Annotated in this window: 17 protein-coding genes; 8 read left to right on the top strand and 9 right to left on the bottom strand. The window is 68.7% G+C overall.

The genetic code is table 11. The features are described from left to right. Nucleotides 1-79 precede the first annotated feature (79 nt). Nucleotides 80-1,750: a trypsin-like serine peptidase gene (locus IO30_RS40150; RefSeq protein WP_342449975.1), complete on the top strand. Its 1,671-nt coding sequence runs from the start codon at nucleotides 80-82 to the stop codon at nucleotides 1,748-1,750. Nucleotides 1,751-1,923: 173 nt separating this feature from the next. Here the strand turns inward: IO30_RS40150 and IO30_RS48020 are convergent, their stop codons facing one another. Beyond that, nucleotides 1,924-2,025: a zinc finger domain-containing protein gene (locus IO30_RS48020; protein WP_425338103.1), complete on the bottom strand. Its 102-nt coding sequence runs from the start codon at nucleotides 2,023-2,025 to the stop codon at nucleotides 1,924-1,926. A gap of 368 nt (nucleotides 2,026-2,393) precedes the next feature. Next, the gene (locus IO30_RS45285; protein WP_157853135.1) at nucleotides 2,394-2,534 is read right to left on the bottom strand and encodes a hypothetical protein; all 141 of its coding nucleotides are present in this window, start codon (nucleotides 2,532-2,534) and stop codon (nucleotides 2,394-2,396) included. Nucleotides 2,535-2,696: 162 nt separating this feature from the next. On the opposite strand from IO30_RS45285, the gene IO30_RS0106785 reads away from it, so the two are divergent. The 3 genes from IO30_RS0106785 (at nucleotide 2,697) to IO30_RS45865 (ending at nucleotide 5,366) form a co-directional block, all read left to right on the top strand. After that, nucleotides 2,697-2,945: a hypothetical protein gene (locus IO30_RS0106785; RefSeq protein ID WP_031152880.1), complete on the top strand. Its 249-nt coding sequence runs from the start codon at nucleotides 2,697-2,699 to the stop codon at nucleotides 2,943-2,945. A 92-nt stretch (nucleotides 2,946-3,037) separates the two neighbouring features. After that, a complete protein-coding gene (locus IO30_RS45280) occupies nucleotides 3,038-3,340 on the top strand; it encodes a hypothetical protein (RefSeq protein ID WP_157853133.1) in 303 nt (100 codons plus the stop codon). Between the two features lie 658 nt (nucleotides 3,341-3,998). Beyond that, nucleotides 3,999-5,366, top strand: coding sequence for an RICIN domain-containing protein (locus IO30_RS45865; RefSeq protein WP_167347244.1), 1,368 nt, complete (start codon nucleotides 3,999-4,001; stop codon nucleotides 5,364-5,366). On the opposite strand, the gene IO30_RS0106760 is transcribed toward IO30_RS45865, so the two are convergent. From IO30_RS0106760 to IO30_RS47840, 5 genes are all read right to left on the bottom strand, one after another. Then, the gene (locus IO30_RS0106760) at nucleotides 5,255-6,844 is read right to left on the bottom strand and encodes a S8 family peptidase (RefSeq protein ID WP_031140286.1); all 1,590 of its coding nucleotides are present in this window, start codon (nucleotides 6,842-6,844) and stop codon (nucleotides 5,255-5,257) included. The two genes, IO30_RS45865 and IO30_RS0106760, sit on opposite strands and share 112 nt — an antisense overlap. Before the next feature lie 477 nt (nucleotides 6,845-7,321). Then, nucleotides 7,322-7,720 carry a Ku protein gene (locus tag IO30_RS40145; protein WP_308443107.1) on the bottom strand — a complete coding sequence of 133 codons (399 nt, stop codon included), beginning with the start codon at nucleotides 7,718-7,720 and terminating at the stop codon, nucleotides 7,322-7,324. A 662-nt stretch (nucleotides 7,721-8,382) separates the two neighbouring features. Further along, entirely contained in the window at nucleotides 8,383-10,335 is a 1,953-nt protein-coding gene (locus tag IO30_RS0106745; RefSeq protein WP_167347243.1) for a SulP family inorganic anion transporter, read from the bottom strand. 55 nt (nucleotides 10,336-10,390) lie between these two features. Next, on the bottom strand, nucleotides 10,391-10,675 hold the full coding sequence (locus IO30_RS40140; protein WP_051901971.1) for a carbonic anhydrase: 285 nt from the start codon (nucleotides 10,673-10,675) through the stop codon (nucleotides 10,391-10,393). 5 nt (nucleotides 10,676-10,680) lie between these two features. After that, entirely contained in the window at nucleotides 10,681-10,812 is a 132-nt protein-coding gene (locus tag IO30_RS47840; protein ID WP_342449973.1) for a hypothetical protein, read from the bottom strand. Nucleotides 10,813-11,146: 334 nt separating this feature from the next. Between IO30_RS47840 and IO30_RS43070 the strand changes: the two genes are divergently transcribed. The 4 genes from IO30_RS43070 to IO30_RS44395 are packed head-to-tail and all read left to right on the top strand — an operon-like array spanning nucleotide 11,147 to nucleotide 12,472. Next, entirely contained in the window at nucleotides 11,147-11,542 is a 396-nt protein-coding gene (locus tag IO30_RS43070) for a transposase (protein ID WP_078904580.1), read from the top strand. Beyond that, nucleotides 11,431-11,802 carry an IS3 family transposase gene (locus IO30_RS48015; protein WP_107066855.1) on the top strand — a complete coding sequence of 124 codons (372 nt, stop codon included), beginning with the start codon at nucleotides 11,431-11,433 and terminating at the stop codon, nucleotides 11,800-11,802. The genes IO30_RS43070 and IO30_RS48015 overlap by 112 nt, the downstream gene beginning before the upstream one ends. Further along, on the top strand, nucleotides 11,745-12,005 hold the full coding sequence (locus IO30_RS44400; RefSeq protein ID WP_342449974.1) for a DDE-type integrase/transposase/recombinase: 261 nt from the start codon (nucleotides 11,745-11,747) through the stop codon (nucleotides 12,003-12,005). The genes IO30_RS48015 and IO30_RS44400 overlap by 58 nt, the downstream gene beginning before the upstream one ends. Continuing rightward, nucleotides 12,002-12,472: an IS3 family transposase gene (locus IO30_RS44395; RefSeq protein ID WP_107066854.1), complete on the top strand. Its 471-nt coding sequence runs from the start codon at nucleotides 12,002-12,004 to the stop codon at nucleotides 12,470-12,472. The genes IO30_RS44400 and IO30_RS44395 overlap by 4 nt, the downstream gene beginning before the upstream one ends. On the opposite strand, the gene IO30_RS0106725 is transcribed toward IO30_RS44395, so the two are convergent. Next, nucleotides 12,454-13,113, bottom strand: a complete 660-nt coding sequence (locus tag IO30_RS0106725; protein WP_031140276.1) for a response regulator transcription factor — start codon at nucleotides 13,111-13,113, stop codon at nucleotides 12,454-12,456. The two genes, IO30_RS44395 and IO30_RS0106725, sit on opposite strands and share 19 nt — an antisense overlap. Continuing rightward, entirely contained in the window at nucleotides 13,016-14,494 is a 1,479-nt protein-coding gene (locus tag IO30_RS0106720; RefSeq protein ID WP_078903841.1) for a sensor histidine kinase, read from the bottom strand. Before IO30_RS0106720 ends, IO30_RS0106725 begins: the two co-directional genes overlap by 98 nt. Nucleotides 14,495-15,487: the final 993 nt, after the last annotated feature.

Here is a 15,487-nt window from a genome sequence, read left to right as displayed (position 1 = left end):
CGTCGGCCACTCCCCCACCCGGCTCCCCCACCAGCCAGGCCACGACCTCCCGTCCTGACCTGTCTGGTGAGCTGGCGTTCTGGACCGCGGAGCGCATGGCCCAGGCAAAGCCGATCGACGCCGACCGCGGCAGAGCCTCCGAGACAGCGCGAGGCCTTGCAGCACCACCGGCAGACACCCCCGCCGCCAACCACTTCGAAGGGCTCCCCATGGTCGGGACGTTCTTCTACAAAGGCAGCCCCCCCCCAACGGCGACGCCACCTCCTGCACCGGCAGCGTCGTACGCAGCAAGGGAAAGAACCTCCTGCTCACCGCAGGCCACTGCGGGACCGGCCTCAAGAACGCTACGCAGCGCATTTTCGTACCGCAGTACCGCCACGGCCTGGACTCAAGCTCGCAGCCCTCGGGGGTCTTCCCCATCACCGACGTCTACCTGGACCCGCGGTACGTGAACAACACCAAGGGCCCCACCTCCGACCTCGACACCGCCTTAGCCACAGTCGGCCCGAGCGTAAAGGGCCTCGTGGAGAACGTCACCGGCGGACTGACCTTCACCCAGGCATCGGGATACGACCACACAGTGACCGTGGTCGGCTACCCCAGCAGCGCCAAGGACAACCCGACCCACAGGGCCATCACTTGCACTGTTCGCACCAAACGGCTCCAACGGTTCCGACAGATGCAGATGGAGTGCGGCGGCTACTACGGAGGCGTCTCAGGCGGCCCCTGGATCAAGGGCTACGACGCCAAGACCCGCACCGGACAGGTCATCGGCAACCTCGGCGGATACAACGGCGGAGGCAACGACGCCAACGTGGACTGGGTCTCGTACGCGCCCCTCTTCGGCAAGGACGCCCAGGACCTCTACAACGATGCCGCCAACGGCATCGGCCCGGACAAGGTAAAGCGCCCCAACCCCTACCAGCCCCCGAACGACGGCCCAGCACTCCCGGGCAGCGGAGACACCTGGAAGCACGCCAAGCAGATCGCCTCCGGAGACTTCAGCAACACCGGACACAGCGACATGCTCGTCATCTGGACCGACGGTGAAGCCACCCTCTACCCCGGCGACGGCAACGGCGGCTTCCGCCCCGAACGCCAGCTCCTGGCCCCCAACGCAGCATGGAAGGAAGCCGCGACCCTCACGGCAGGCGACTTCACCGGCTCGAACCAGTTTGACCTCATGGTCCGTTGGAACGACGGCCGCATGACCCTCCACGCCGACGTGGGATCCAACAGACTCGGCAGCATCACCGAAATGGCCCCCTCCGGATCCGTCTGGAGCCACGCCACCCAGATCGCCGCTGGCCGCTTCAACGCCGCGACCTTCGTCACCGACCTCATGGTGCGCTGGTCCGACGGCGAACTCAGCCTCTACACCAACGTCGGCGCCGGCAACCTCGGCCAGGAATACAAACTCAAGGACCCCAACAGCGCATGGAAGGACGCCACCCTCCTGACCACCGGACAATACTCCGGCAACCAGAAATGGGACCTCATGGTCCGCTGGACCAGTGGCGCACTCAACAACTACGCAGCCACCACCACCGCCGGCCTCGGCTCCGAGCAACCGTTCCACGGCCCCAACAAGACCTGGGCCCACAGCGCCGTCATGACCACCGGCAACTACACCGGCGACAGCCTCACCAACGACCTCGTCATCCGCTGGAGCGACGGCGAAACCACCATGTACCGCGGCACCCGTACCAACAGCCTCGGCAACGAACAGATGCTCGTCCCTCCGGCATGACAACAGGTGAGGCGGGCGATCCACTCAAGACCCGCCCCGCCGCGGTGCGCGCCCGGCTGGTGCGGTCCTGCGCGGGCACGGCTGATGCTGGACGCGGGCATCCCCTCCTGCACGGAAGTGATCAGTCGTCAGGTCGCCCGGTAGGTGTCACTGCTTGACGACTCCGTCCGTCTTCAGCGGAGCGAGCGCCTCAGCCTGGCTACACGGGACGGGTGGTGGCCGCCGGGAACCCCGCACCGGACTCCGGGCTCAGCGCCGCAGGCCGGACACGCCATCTCACGAGCCTGACTCTTCCCCGCCTGCTGCCCTGGCATGAGAGTCGCATCGCGGCCAGATCCAGCCCCCTCCCCTGCGTCTCCGGGGCTGCCGGCCGTGGATCGAGATCCGGTAAGGCCGGCGCGCGTCTTCCACGAATCGCGCATCACCTCGCGTCCCAGCGACCGGCACCCGGTCGGAGGACGCCGCAGAGACGACAGCAGCGCCCGGGCCCGCTCAGCTGCTCGCCGGGCCCGCTCTGCTTCCTGCTGAGCTGCCAGGACTTTTTCCCGCCGCTCCCGTACGTCTGTGGCCAGCACAGCGTCGGCCCGTTCCGCGATCGCTGATTCAGCCTCGGTGCGGTCATGGTTCGCGGTCCCGTTGGCCATCACCGCCAGTCGGCCGATGGCCACCAGGTCCCCTGCGGTGACGGCTTCCTCCAGAGCGGGAACAGCCTGCGCCGTGCCTCCACCTGGATCTCCAGCCGGCGTCCCGCATCCACGACGGCGTCCGACTGCTGCTCCTGCATTGGTTCCTCCGCCCCCTCCACCGCGGCGATGTCGCGGCATATCTGAGCAACAAGGACCACACGAATCGCACACCGAGAGCCTGCAGCCGGCAGGCCAAGCCCTCGTTGAGCCCGTCGTACCGATGAACCGTCCGAATCCACGCCGCCGATCACCTGGCGCCGATGACCGCCGCGCTTCTCGCCTCGATCGCGGCAGCAGGGATCCCATTCGCCACCGGAGCGGAGGTGGCGTGGTGGGCCTACCAACACCCGGCTGCCCTTCCCGGCATCGGCGCTGACGGCACCCCCTGCGACCGCTTCCTGGGGGCGTTCATCATCGGCGCCATGGCCACGATCGTGACCGGCAGCTTCGGCGGCGCGGCAGTGGACCGGATCGAGCGTCGGGGCACCACCAGCCCCACGTGGCGCTGATACCAGGCCGTCGTGGTCGCCATCGGACCGCACCCCGATGACGGCCACGGCCGCCTGGCCAAGCCCACCACTTCCTGAAAGGAACAGCCAGCATGGGCCTGACCGAGAGACAGAAGTCGGCCGATCCGACGTCGTTCTCCAGGGCGGAGGCCGTCGCCAACCGCACGAGCGCCGGTCGCATACGTCGCCTGCCGACCACCGATCGCGGGGTGGCAGCTTGCTCCGAGCCCGCCAACCAGAAGCTGTTCGCCGCCTCCAACGGCCCGACCCTGGCTAACAGGCCCACCAAGGACGTACTTCGGAGAGCTTCCGTCTGTGCGACGTGCGTGCTCAGAGAATCCTGCGGCTGGGCGATCCCCTGGCCCGCAGGACATGAACCCGCCGAGGATGCCTGACCGGCAGCCAGCCCGCCCCAGGAAGGAAGCCCTTGATGTCCCTGGTCATCAGCCGTGCCGCCGCCAGAACGCTCCACCGGCTGTAGCGCACCGACGCTCGCCAGCACGCCCGCATCCGCCAGCACCTGGCCGATATCGAGGCTGACCCCACCGGTCGCCACAGCACCGCCTTGGTCCACCTCGCCCGCCGCCGCTCCCGCTGCGGTTCCTGGCGCTTGCTGTACGAACTCGGTGACCCGATCCGCCTCCGGACCATCAGACACCGCCGCGACGCCTACACCCAGAAGGACTGATCAGAACCACGTACTCGGCCCGCTACACCGCGACGCGGAGCTGGCGAGTAGCTACGCCGCCACGAGCAATCCAGAGCCGTCGGCGCCCCAAGGCTCCACACAGCCGCTCCGTAGCCGCTTCATGACCGTGGTGCCCGAACTGAACTGTGACGACAGGGCGAAGCCCCCCTACTCCGGGTTCGACGTCGACATCAGCCTCTACTGTCTGGAGGACAAGGAGCACACGGCCAGCACGAGCAGGTTCCTGCGGACCGTCATCAAGGCGGTGGCCAGGCTCACCCCCGGCCCCTACATCCATCTCGGAGGCGACGAGACCCCCCAGGCCGCCCCGGAGCAGTACGGCGCCTACCGGGCGGGGCAAGACCGTGAGGGGCTGGCACCAGCTCGGCCAGGCCGCGGTCCCCTCCGGCAGCATCATGCAGTTCTGGGGCGAGGCCGACGACCGGGAGAGCATCGGCACCCCGCAGGAGACCGAGAGCATCCGCTTCGTACGCAACGGCGTCGCCCAGGGCGCCAAGTTCGTCATGTCCCCCTCCGACCATGCCTACCTGGACATGAAATACGACGTCTCCACCCCCTACGGTTCGAGCTGGTCCGGATACGCGCCGGTGCAGAAGTCCTACGAGTGGGACCCCGCGACGAGCACCGCCAAGCTCGACGGCACCGGCTCCATCGTCCCGGCCCAGCAGATCGCCGGCGTCGAGGCCGCCCTGTGTGCCGACCGCGCCTACGAGGCAAGCAACGCCCTGCCGACCCCGAGCACTCGCTGGCCCGAGCCCCACGCGTACGCCGACTCCATGAGCTACCCCCGCCTCCCCGCTCTCGCCGAGGTCGGATGGACGCCCCAGTCCGGCCGTGACTGGAAGGACTTCCGCCAGCGCCTGGCCCAGCACGGACCGCGCTGGTCCGCAGCAGGGATCGGCTACCACGCCGCGCCCGGCATCCCCTGGCCCGGCACCGTGAAGGCCGTGGAGGGCGCGCACAGCGTCGAAACCGGCGGCAAGGCACTGGACAACCCGGGCGGCTCCACGTCCGACGGCACCGGACTGGTCCTGTGGGCGCCGAACCGCGGCGGCAACCAGACCTGGACGTTCACCCGGCAGTCCGACGGCTCCTACACCATGACCAACAAGACGTCCGGGAAGTGCGCAGAGGTGACCGGTGGCCCCGGCGCTTTCGTCGTACAACGAACTTGCGGCAAACCAGGCCGACCAACGCTGGAAAGTCATCCCGCTCGACGACGGAGAACACACCACCACCTCCGCCAACAGCGGTCTCCTGCTCAACGCCGCCGCGGCCTCCGACGGCGCCACGGTGACCCAGCAGAAGAACAGCGGCTCCGCGCTGCAACGCTGGACGATCGACTGACCGTCCCCCACCGCCCGCTACCCCCTCCCCCGCTCCGGACGCGCATCGGGCGGGCCGTCCGGAGGGGGCCACGCCTCGTCCGAAGCGCGCCGCGGGCCGGGGGCGTCCGGACGGCACTGTCCGGCCGAATGCCACAGGCAGGCGGCGTGCGGGATGTCCGGCAGTCACCACGGCGCGGCAGGGACGGCTGGTCTACCGGCCGTCCCTGCCTGTTCATCCGGTTCCGCGGGGGCCGTCGGCCCCTCCCCCACGTTCAGAAGAGGAGGGCCCAGGAGTCGATCTTCCCGGTGTCGCCCGTCGCAAGGTCCGCGACCCGGAGCTTCCACACCCCGTCGGCCACCACGGCGGAGGCGTCCACCAGGTAGGTCTGGACGATGTCGTCATCGCTGCCGCCGGTGTGGTTGCGCAGGTTGTAGACGGTGCCGTCCGGGGCGACGAGGTCGACCCGCAGGTCTCCGACCCAGGTGTGCCGGATCTCGACCGGCACGCGCAGGGCGGCCGGCGCGCTGCCGGTGATCCCGCTGACAGTGATCGGCGACTCGACGGTGGAGTGGTCGGCGATCACGTAGTCGTCCGAGTTCTCGAAGCGGGTGCCCGGCTGTGGCGGCGTGGCGCCGTCGCCGACGTACAGGAGCCGGTTCGGGGAGCCGGATCCGGGGTCGGTCACGACGTCCCGGGTGGCAACGGCGGCGAGGCCTTCGGCGACTTCCGCGGGGCTGCTTCGCGGGTGCTGCGAAAGGTGGAGGGCGGCGGCACCCGCGACGTGCGGGGCGGCCATCGAGGTACCGGAAATCGTCTTGGCGGCGTGGTCATCGGAGTTCCACGCCGAGACGATGGAGGCGCCCGGCGCGAAGAGATCCAGGCTGCTGCCGTAGTTGGAGTAAGGGGTCTTGGCGTCGCTGCTGTTGGTGGCGCCCACGGTGAGGGCTTCGGCGACGCGCGCCGGGGACCGGGTACTCGCGTCCGTGTACTCGTTGCCCGCCGCGACGGCGTAGGTGACGCCGGAGGCTACGGAGTTGCGCACTGCGGTGTCGAGCGCGGAGTTGGCACGGCCGCCGAGTGACATGTTGGCCACGGCCGGTTTGACGGCGTTGGCTGTCACCCACTCGATGCCGGCGACGACCTGCGCGACCGTACCGGATCCGGAGTCGTCGAGGACGCGGACGCCGACGATCTTTGCCTTCTTGGCCACACCGTACAGGGAGCCCGCGACGGTGCCTGCGACGTGAGTGCCGTGACCGTTGCCGTCCTGGGCGGTGTTGTCGTTGTCGACCGCGTCGAAGCCGTCGGAGCCGCGGCCCCCGAAGTCGCTGTGAGTGATCCGCACACCGGTGTCGATGATGTAGGCAGTCACGCCCTCACCGGCCTGTTCCACGGGGCTGTAGACCTGGTTGAGCGGCAGTACCCGCTGGTCAATGCGGTCCAGACCCCACGACGGGGGGTCGGGCTGGGTGGTGGCGGCACCGTCGAGCGTGACGAGACTGTTCTGCACCACGGACTTCACCGCCGGGTCGGCCGCGAGCCTCCTGGCCTGCGCCGCCGTGAGCTCGGCGGAGTAGCCGTTGAGGGCGGCGGAGTAGGTCCGGTCGATCTTCGCGCCGTACCGCTTGACCACAGCCCTGCCCCCGGCATCCGTGGAACGGGCCGCAGAGTCCTTCAGGATGACGATGTAACTGCCGGGAACGGTCCCGGCCGCTCCCGCGTTCTCGACAACACCCTGCGCCTGAGCGCTGCTTCCGGCTGCCGACGCGGGCAGGGCGGAGGCCGCGGCGAGCGCAGCGGCCAGGATCGCGGTCCCGGCGATGCCGGCTAAGTGCCGGCGGGTATGACGCATCACAAACATCGAAGGTTCCTCCTCCTAGGTGGTGCGGAGCGTGGGTAGCCCGGCGGTCCTGGGGTGGCACACACAGCCCGATAGCATGTCTATGACAATTGCCACGATTCGACGCACCTGATGCCGCATCAAGCGTCCCATGTTTACGCGAACATATGATTTCTCGGGAGTAAAATCCGTCTCACCGGCGCCCCATGGCCGATGCCGGGCTGGCACCAGCGGGTGGCCATGTCGATCTCGCCAGTGACCGTGTCGGTCCAGCCGGACTGCGCCGAGAACCCGCAGGTGCGGGAGGAGGCGCCGACCGTGCCGGTCGCGGACCGGGATCAAGGTTCCCTCCACGATCCGCAACCGGCCACATCGGCGACCGGCCGCGGGGCCCATCACCTTTGACCACGTGTGACCAGGCACGCCCATGGCGGCTGGCCGTCCTCGCGATGGGCACCTCACGGCAGCAGCTTCGTCATTCCGAGCCAGCCATGACCACTACCACTGCGCAACGTGAGCAGGGGCAGCCGTCCGGTCGCAGCTGACACCCATCCGATGCCACCACCGCACGCATTCACACCAGCGCAGCCCGTGCGGGACGATCACCTTGTCCATGACGCGCAGAAGGCCCAGGCGATCGCGGTCGCGCATCGCGAACTTGGCGACGGCGACCTTGCTGCTGCGCTGCAGTGCCTGGCCCTGGAGCTCGTACGGCTTGGCCCCGACGCCGTCGGCGGCAAGGTAGTAGGAGGCCCCGATCTGGATCGGGTCGATGCTGTCGGCCGGGACGAACGCAACGATCTCGATTGCCTTCGCGGTCGGCAGCGGCATGTTGTCCAGGTCGGCATCGGTGATCGCCACGAAGGTGCCCGTCACGGTCTCGTAGCTTCGGCCGATCTCGTCCTACCGCAGCTCCCAGCCGTCGACCTCACACGGCGCCCACCTGGTGCGAGGGGCGCCGTACGGGATCCGTACGGCGCCCCTCGTGAGACATCAGGCCGGGCAAGACCTATCGTTATGCATGAGGTGCAGGCGGGTTGGAAAGTGGAGGTGCCGCTGAACTGCTCCTGGCCTGGGCCGTACAGGATCAGGCGGTGGCAGAGGTGTCATCAGCGTTGCCGGCATCCTGAGTGTGCCGGCAATAGCCAGTCGAGTGGGATGCATCGCCCCGGCGAGCCGGATGCCGTTCGCGCCCCCACCCGTCTCACGTTTCTGCTCCACGCAGACTCAGTACGGATGACGTAACGGGACAGGCTTCGCCAGTACCCCGGTGGCCGGATGGTGCGTCGGCTGGACGGTTGTGTTCGCCCCGGGTCCTGCTGTGTGCGCGGGTGCGGTGAGCAACGCATGGAGGTCGCACAGCAGCGTGAAAAGACCGTTGTTCTCGACGACGTTGCTCTGCTGGCGAGGGATCGTGCGGGGTCCGCGTGCCTCCCTCGTGGCTTCCGGACGGGGGGCGGGGGGACGGGCCGAGCGGTGGTTCGGGGCGCCGGGTTCGTCCCACGGGGCCCGGCAGCCCGCGCACGTCGTGTGCCTGGGGTGCAGGCGCACCGGGCGCTTCATTGTTGGGTTCCTTCCCAGTAGGCACGTTCGGCGGCGCGCTCGTCCTCGGGGGTCCAGTGGCTGGCCTCCGGCGGATCGTAGGCGTGCCCGTAGTCGTAACTGCCGGGGTGTGGGGCACCGTGGGCCGCGTTGTACGAGGCCGCGTGCGGGGCGCCGTAGTTGGAGACCACGTGGTCCAGCACCGCGTAGTTCGTGGCTGTCTGGATCGGGACGCCGTGCTGCCAACCCCCGGCGTCGGCGTGCGGCCACGGCTCTGCGACCGGGTGCTGCTGACCGGGGATCAGGCCGACAGCCGGTGTGGGGATCTGGCCGGGGAACCGCGCGGTCTGTTCCTGCGGGTGTTCCAGTCCTGCCGGGAAGTCCCCTTCGAGGGGGCTGTGGTCGGGTGCCGTCGTCTTCTCTGGCGGGGTTCCCGGCAGGAGGAGTTCCACGTGTTCGGCGCCTGCCTTGCGCTGCCGTTCGGCGAATTCCTCCACCTGGCTGCGGCATGCGAGGTCGAGGTGGACCACGGCGGTGAGGTCCAGATGGATGCGCGGCTTGCCCGCGACAGAGTCCAGGGCCTCGATCAGCTTGGGCAGGCGCAGGAATGTCGCGTTGCCGCTCATGGTCAGGCAGGCGGTGTTGTCGACCGAGGTGGTGCGGAAGGCGATCCTGGACATGCGCAGGGCGACCAGGACGATGGCGACGGCCAGACCTGCGAGCACGCCTTCGAGGAGGTTGGCGACCACGATGGCGACGGTCGTGATGATCATCACGATGCCCTCGCCGCGGTCGGTCTTCCACATCTTCGGGAAGGCGGTGGGGTCGAAGAGCTTCCAGCCCGCGTGGAGGAGGATGCCGGCAAGTACCGCCACCGGAATGAGGCCGAGCAGGCCGGGCAGCAGCAGCCCGAAGCCGAGCAGCCAGCCGCCATGCAGCACGCGGGAGATCTTGGTCTTGGCGCCGGCCTGGACGTTGGCGGAGCTGCGGGCGATCACTGCGGTCATGGGCAGTGAGCCGAGGAATCCGCACAGAACGTTGCCGATGCCCTGGGAGAACAGCTCCGCGTTGTACTTGGTGCGTGGCCCGTCGTGCATCCGGTCGACGGCGGCGGCGCTGAAGAGGCTTTCGGCGGAGGCGATGATGGCGAAGGTGATCACCATAGTGATCACCGCGGGGTCGGCAAGGCCGGCGAAATCGTCCGGTCCGGGGAAGTTCACCGCGTCCAGCAGGCTGCCGAAGACCACCCGCTTGACCTCGATGCCGGGCAGGGCGGCGAGGACGGAGCCGAGCATGACCGCGATCAGGGGAGCGGGCACTTTGGACAGGGGGGCGGGCACTTTCTTCCACAGGAAGCAGATCGCCAGGGAGCCGATACCCAGGAACAGGGCGGCCAGCCGGTGTGGATCGGCCAGGGTGGACTGGACCAGGTGTGGCAGACCCCCGATGTTCTTGATGGCCGAGCCGAGCTGCTTGGCGTCCATGACGGCGTAACTCTGGCTCAGCATGAGCGGCAGCCCGATGCCGGCGAGCATGCCCTGCACCACGGCCAGGGAAATGGACTGAAACAGACTTCCCAGTTTGAGCGCTCCGAGCCCCATCTGGATCAGGCCGGAGGCCAGGATGACGGGGCCGAGCAGGGCCAGACCGTGCTCGGTGGTGAATTCCAGGCAGAGCCCGGCGAGGCCGGCGGCCGGCCCTGATACCTGCAGGCTGCTGCCGGGCAGGAAGCCGACGACCAGGCCGCCGATGATCCCGGAGATGATGCCGAGGGCGATGGGGACGCCGGAGGCGGCCGCCACCCCGATGCACAGCGGCAGCGCCACCAGAAAGACGACGAGGGAAGCGAGGATGTCCGTGCTGGCGGAGGCCGGGCGGGCTGACGGGCCGGCGGCGCCGTGGGCCGACCGGCCGGGTCCCCGGCGCGCGTGGCGTGCGCTGCCGACGGAGCGTGTGTGTTCAGGGGGCACGGGTGTTCCTTTCGCGCGCACCGGTCACCCGGTGCGCGTGCAGGGGGGCGTGGTCTCAGTACTGGCCGAATACACCTCGTGTCTCGTCGAGCTCCCACAAATCTCCGGTGTCCACCCGGTAGAACCAGCCGTGCAGGCTCAGTTGGCCCTCGGCCGTGCCGCGCTCGATCTGCGGATAGCCACGCAGCGTCATCAGTTGCGCGGTGACATGGCGCTGTACGGCGTCCGGCAGCGCCGGGTCCTTCGGCGGGATGTCGAGCAGCCCGGTCAGTGCCGGTCGGGCGAAGTCCACCCACTCCGCCACGCTGGGCAGATGGGTCAGGTCCTCACCACGGGCCACGGCCCCTACCGCGCCGCAGTGCAGCAGGTGATGAACAGCGTTGCCGGGCTCTGCCCGAGCGCGAAGCTCCGGAAGATTTCCTTCTCGCGAGCGATGCGGTGTCGAAAGGAACGGGCCCGCTTCAGTAGGTCGTCCATGCTCACGTCTCCTGGCTCTGAAACATCCTGGGTGGATGTCGTGGGTGAGAGCTTGTGGCGAATACATGAGCTAATCGTGGGTTCCCTGTGAGAGTCTTCTCATGGACACGCCACAACGGTTTGGGTCGGCCGGGAGACGCCCACATACCCAGCCGGATGGCGGCGTACGCACGAAGATGGGTGTGCTCGTGCCGGATTACACGCGAGGCTTCCACTGAGGTTCCCCCGAGATGCGGGAAGAGGTGACAGAGGGTCAGATGGGTTTCATGAGAGGAACCCAGACGATGCCTGCGCCGAGGAAGTACCCGCTGGAGTTGGTGAGCGTGCGGTCCGGGTGTGCCGGACCGCCGAGCCGAATCCGGTGATCCGCCGCATGGCCGAGGAGCTCGGCGTGCACCAAGAGGCCCTGCGCAGTTGGATTCGACAGGCCGAGACCGACGCCGGCGAGCGAGGCTACATGCTCACCACCGCCGAGCGTGAGGAGCTGGCCGTCCTGCGGCAGGAGAACGCCCAGCTCAAGCGGGCGAACGAGGTCCTGCGGACAGCCTCGGCCTTTTTCGCGGCCCAGCTCGACCCGACCCGGCCCAGGTCACCGCGCTCCTCGACGCGCACCCGCACCTGGGGGTCGAGCCCGTACTCCGGAAACTTTCCATCCCCTCCTCCACCTACTACCGGTGGCGCCAGGCCGAGACCGAGCCGTGCGAGCGGCGCCGCCAGGACGCCGAGCTGACCGGGCGGATCCGTGAGGTCCACGTCGAGTCCGGCGGGATCTACGGCTCACCCCGCGTGCACGCCGTCCTCAAGCGCGAGGGCGTCCACGTCGGCCGCAAGCGCGTCGAACGGCTCATGCGCCAAGCCGGCCTGACCGGGATCAGCCCCCGCCGGAACGAAGGCTTCACCCGTCGTGCCCCGGACGCCGACCGCGCCCTGACCTGGTCAGGGGCGACTTCACCGCGAACGGGCCGAACCGGCTGTGGGTCACCGACCTGACCATGGTCACGACGCTGGAGGGCCCGCTGTGGCTGTCCGCGATCCGCGACGCGTTCTCCCGCCGGGTCGTGGCCTGGGAAACCTCCGCCCCCGCCGAGGCGGACCTGGTCCTCACTTCGCTGGAATACGCCCTGGCCAGCCGCGATGTCACGCCGGCGAGCTCATTCACCAGGCGGACCACGGCTGTCAATACACGTCCGTGAAGCTCACAACCCGCCTGGTCAGCGCCGGGATCCAGGCGTTCATGAGCTCGGTCGGCGACTCGTATGACAATGCCCTGGCGGAGAACCTGTGGATGGTCATCAAGACCGAGTGCATCCGCGGCCGCATCTTCACCACCGGAGCCGAAGCGAACCTCGCGCTCTTCGAGTACATCGACGGCTTCTACAACCCCAGTCGCATCCTGAAACGGCTCGGCTACCTCAGCCCCATCAAGTACGAGGAGAAGAACTACGCCAACCAGGCAGCAGCCGTGCCGAGCGGTCGAGGGCGCCTGCCGTGTCGCTGCGGGATGGGCTTCGCCCACCCTGAACAGTCCTGGCCGGAGGCGTGGCGGGCTGCCGGACGCCCCCGGACCAGAAAGACGCCCGGCCCGCGGCACCGCCGCCCGGGCTTTGCCCATGAACTTTTGTGCGCGGACAGAGGCGGCAGTCAGACGCGCAGCCGGTAGCCGGCGCCGCGGATGGTCTCCACCCGGTCGGCACCCACTTTGCGTCGCAGGTAGCGCACGTAGACGTCGACGATGTTGGACCCGGGATCGTAGTCGAATCCCCAGACCATACTGAGCAATTGTTCTCGCGTCAGCACTTGGTCGGGGTGGCGCAGGAACACCTCGGCCAGTGCGAACTCCCGCGCGGACAGCTCCGCAACCCTCCCGTCCACGTGTGCCCGCCGGGTGCGCAGATCGAGTACGAGGTCACCGGCTCTCAGCAGTGAGGCTTCCGGGGCGCCGTCCGCGCGTAGCCGTAGCCGCACCCGGGCCAGCAGCTCCTCGAAGGCGAACGGCTTGGAAAGGTAGTCGTCGGCGCCGCCCTCCAGACCCGCCACGGTGTCGGACACGCTGTCCCGCGCTGTCAGGATGATCACCGGCAGGGTCACCCGGTCCTCGCGGAGCCTGCGCAGCACGGTGAACCCGTCGCAGGCCGGCAGCCCCAGATCCAGGATCATCAGGTCACAGCCGCCCGCCCGGGCCTCCTCGTAGGCGGATAGCCCGTCACCGACCACGGTGGTGACGAAACCAGCGCTTTGCAGGCCCCGTTGCACGAAGGCGGCGATCCTGGGCTCGTCCTCCGCTATGAGTACCCGGTTCATGGTGTCCTTTCTGCCGGGAAGTGTGGGCGGGCAGGGCAATCATGAAACGGGCGCCGCCGCCCTCGGCGTCCTCCACCCAGGCCGTGCCGCCGTGCGCCTGAGCGATCTCCAGGACGATGGCGAGGCCGAGCCCGATGCCCGGACTCGACGCGTCGGCCGAGACAACTGGGCCGGCTTGCGCGAAGCGTTCGAAGATGCGCTCCCGGTCCTGCGGCCCGACCCCCGGCCCCACATCCCGCACCCACAGCAGCAGGCTGCTTTCGCGGAGCTGGGAGCCGACCTCGATGAGGTCCCCGGCGCGGGTATGGCGCACGGCATTCGCCGCGAGCTGCATCAGCGCCTGCGTGAGCCGCTGGCCGTCGACGAAGAGTGTGGCCTCCGACACTTGTGCCACCCGCCAGTGCCGGTTGCCCAGCGCCCGGGCCTTGGCGACCACGTCGACCACCAGGTCCGTCAGGTTCGTCTCGCCGAACGCGAGGAAGTCCGGGCGCTCCGCCTTGGCCAGCAGCAGCAGGTCCTCCACGATCCGGGTCATCCGGTCCAACTCGTCCACAACCAGAGCTCGGGTCGCCGCCGGATCGTCCGCCCCGTCCTCCATCAGCTCCAGAGTGCCCCGGATCACTGTGATCGGGGTGCGCAGCTCGTGCGCCACTTCGTCGAGAAAACGGCGCTGGGTGGTGAACGCGCTCTCCAGCCGGTCCAGCATGCTATTGAACGTATGTGCCAGCGCTGCCACGTCGTCAGTTCCCGCCACCTCCAGCCGCTCCGTCAGGTCGGTCTCTCCGATCCGCTCGGCGGTCTGCCGCACCAGGCGGATCGGCGCCAGCACCCGGCCGGCCACCAGCCAGCTCGCCGCGCCCGCGAGCACCAGCCCTCCGCCCCCCGCGGTCAGGAACATCTTCGCGAGCCACCGTTCCTCCCGCATCTGGCGATCCCGGAACTCCACGATCACCAGACGCGTGTCGTGCCGGTCCCCCGCCACCCGCACCGGGACGACGCCGTAGCGCACTCGCCCGGCCGGCGAGTCGAGCCAGCCGATCCGCGTGCCGCTCCCCTCCGACAGCTGCGCGACCACAGCTGCGTCCTGGTCCAGTCGCGTGGGTACGACATTGGGGCTGAGCCGGTCGGCTCGGCCGTCGACGAGGCTGAAGAACGCCTCCTCCCGGCGCGGCAGGTTGACGGTCATGAACTCGGTCAGCAGCGACGCCCCGTCGACGAATGGCTCCCCGGTGGCCGGCTCCCGCGCCGTATGTGCGAACCGGCGCAACTTGTCCGCTTCACGGCGCAGTTGATCATCCATCTCGGCGTCGAGTCTGACCTGCCAGATCAGCGTGATGCCGAGTGCCGGCACGGCCAGCGTCGTGGCGACCAGGAGCAGCATCATTCCCACGATGCGTGACCGGGCGCTCGGCATCCGATGGCGCCGTCTCACCCGTCGCTGCCGCCGTCGTCATCGTCATCGCTCCCGGTCGTAGCTCGCCGGCTGGCACTGGGAGAAGGACTGGCACTGGGAGAAGGGCTGGCACCGTCATCGCTGCGGGGCGGCGACCGCCTCGGGACTGGCCGGCCTCCGGGTTCGGTCGACGAAGGAGTCGACGCCACGGCTGACGGCGGTGGGGGGGAGGAAGGCGCGACAGACCGCGACGGAGGTGACGACGGCTCAAGACTGTTCTTCGATACGGGTACCACGATCTCAGGACCCAGAGATGGCGGATCGCCGTCACTGGCCCACCCATATCCGACCACTGCCCCTACGGCCGTAAGGGCGCACAGAGCAGCGAGTACCACGCCGACCTTCCGAAGCACCATCCGGCTAGCCTGCCGCCCCCATCGGACGTATGGATGAAGAGGAGAGATTTCTCATCTCCCGCCTCGGCGGATACGCCAACCATTCCGGACCACGGCGACAACTAGACGACAGTGTCCGCTCGCGGCCGGTCCACTCGGGCCCCGGGTGCGGACGGATCTTGCGAGCTGCAAGAGAGTGCCACCCCGTATGCACGGGGCCTGCCCACCACGACCCCCTCAGCGAAGGCGATACACCAGGTTTCGACCACATGCTCCGTACTTCCACCGATGAGCGGTGTGCCATCCCGGCCAGGTGCTGAGGCGGGAGCAACTGCGCAGCTGAGTTTTGAGTTTCGACCACGACCCGGGATCGAACATCGTCGACGCCTTCGGCGCTACCTTCGGCGCAGAGTGGGGACCGGCCAACGTGGCGACCATCCGCGGCGCCGACTACCGGCTCGGCCTATCGTCAAATGACCGGTCAGTCGCATGAGGACACTCTCACCGTAGGCTCACGATCAGCTCACGCAGCTTCCTCAGGCTCTTCACCTGACACCCACCCGGGATGTCCAGAGCCAGGAGACGC

Origin of the sequence: Streptomyces xanthophaeus, from assembly GCF_000725805.1 — a bacterium.
GTDB lineage: Bacteria > Actinomycetota > Actinomycetes > Streptomycetales > Streptomycetaceae > Streptomyces > Streptomyces xanthophaeus.
This window is presented reverse-complemented; position numbering and strand designations above follow the sequence as displayed.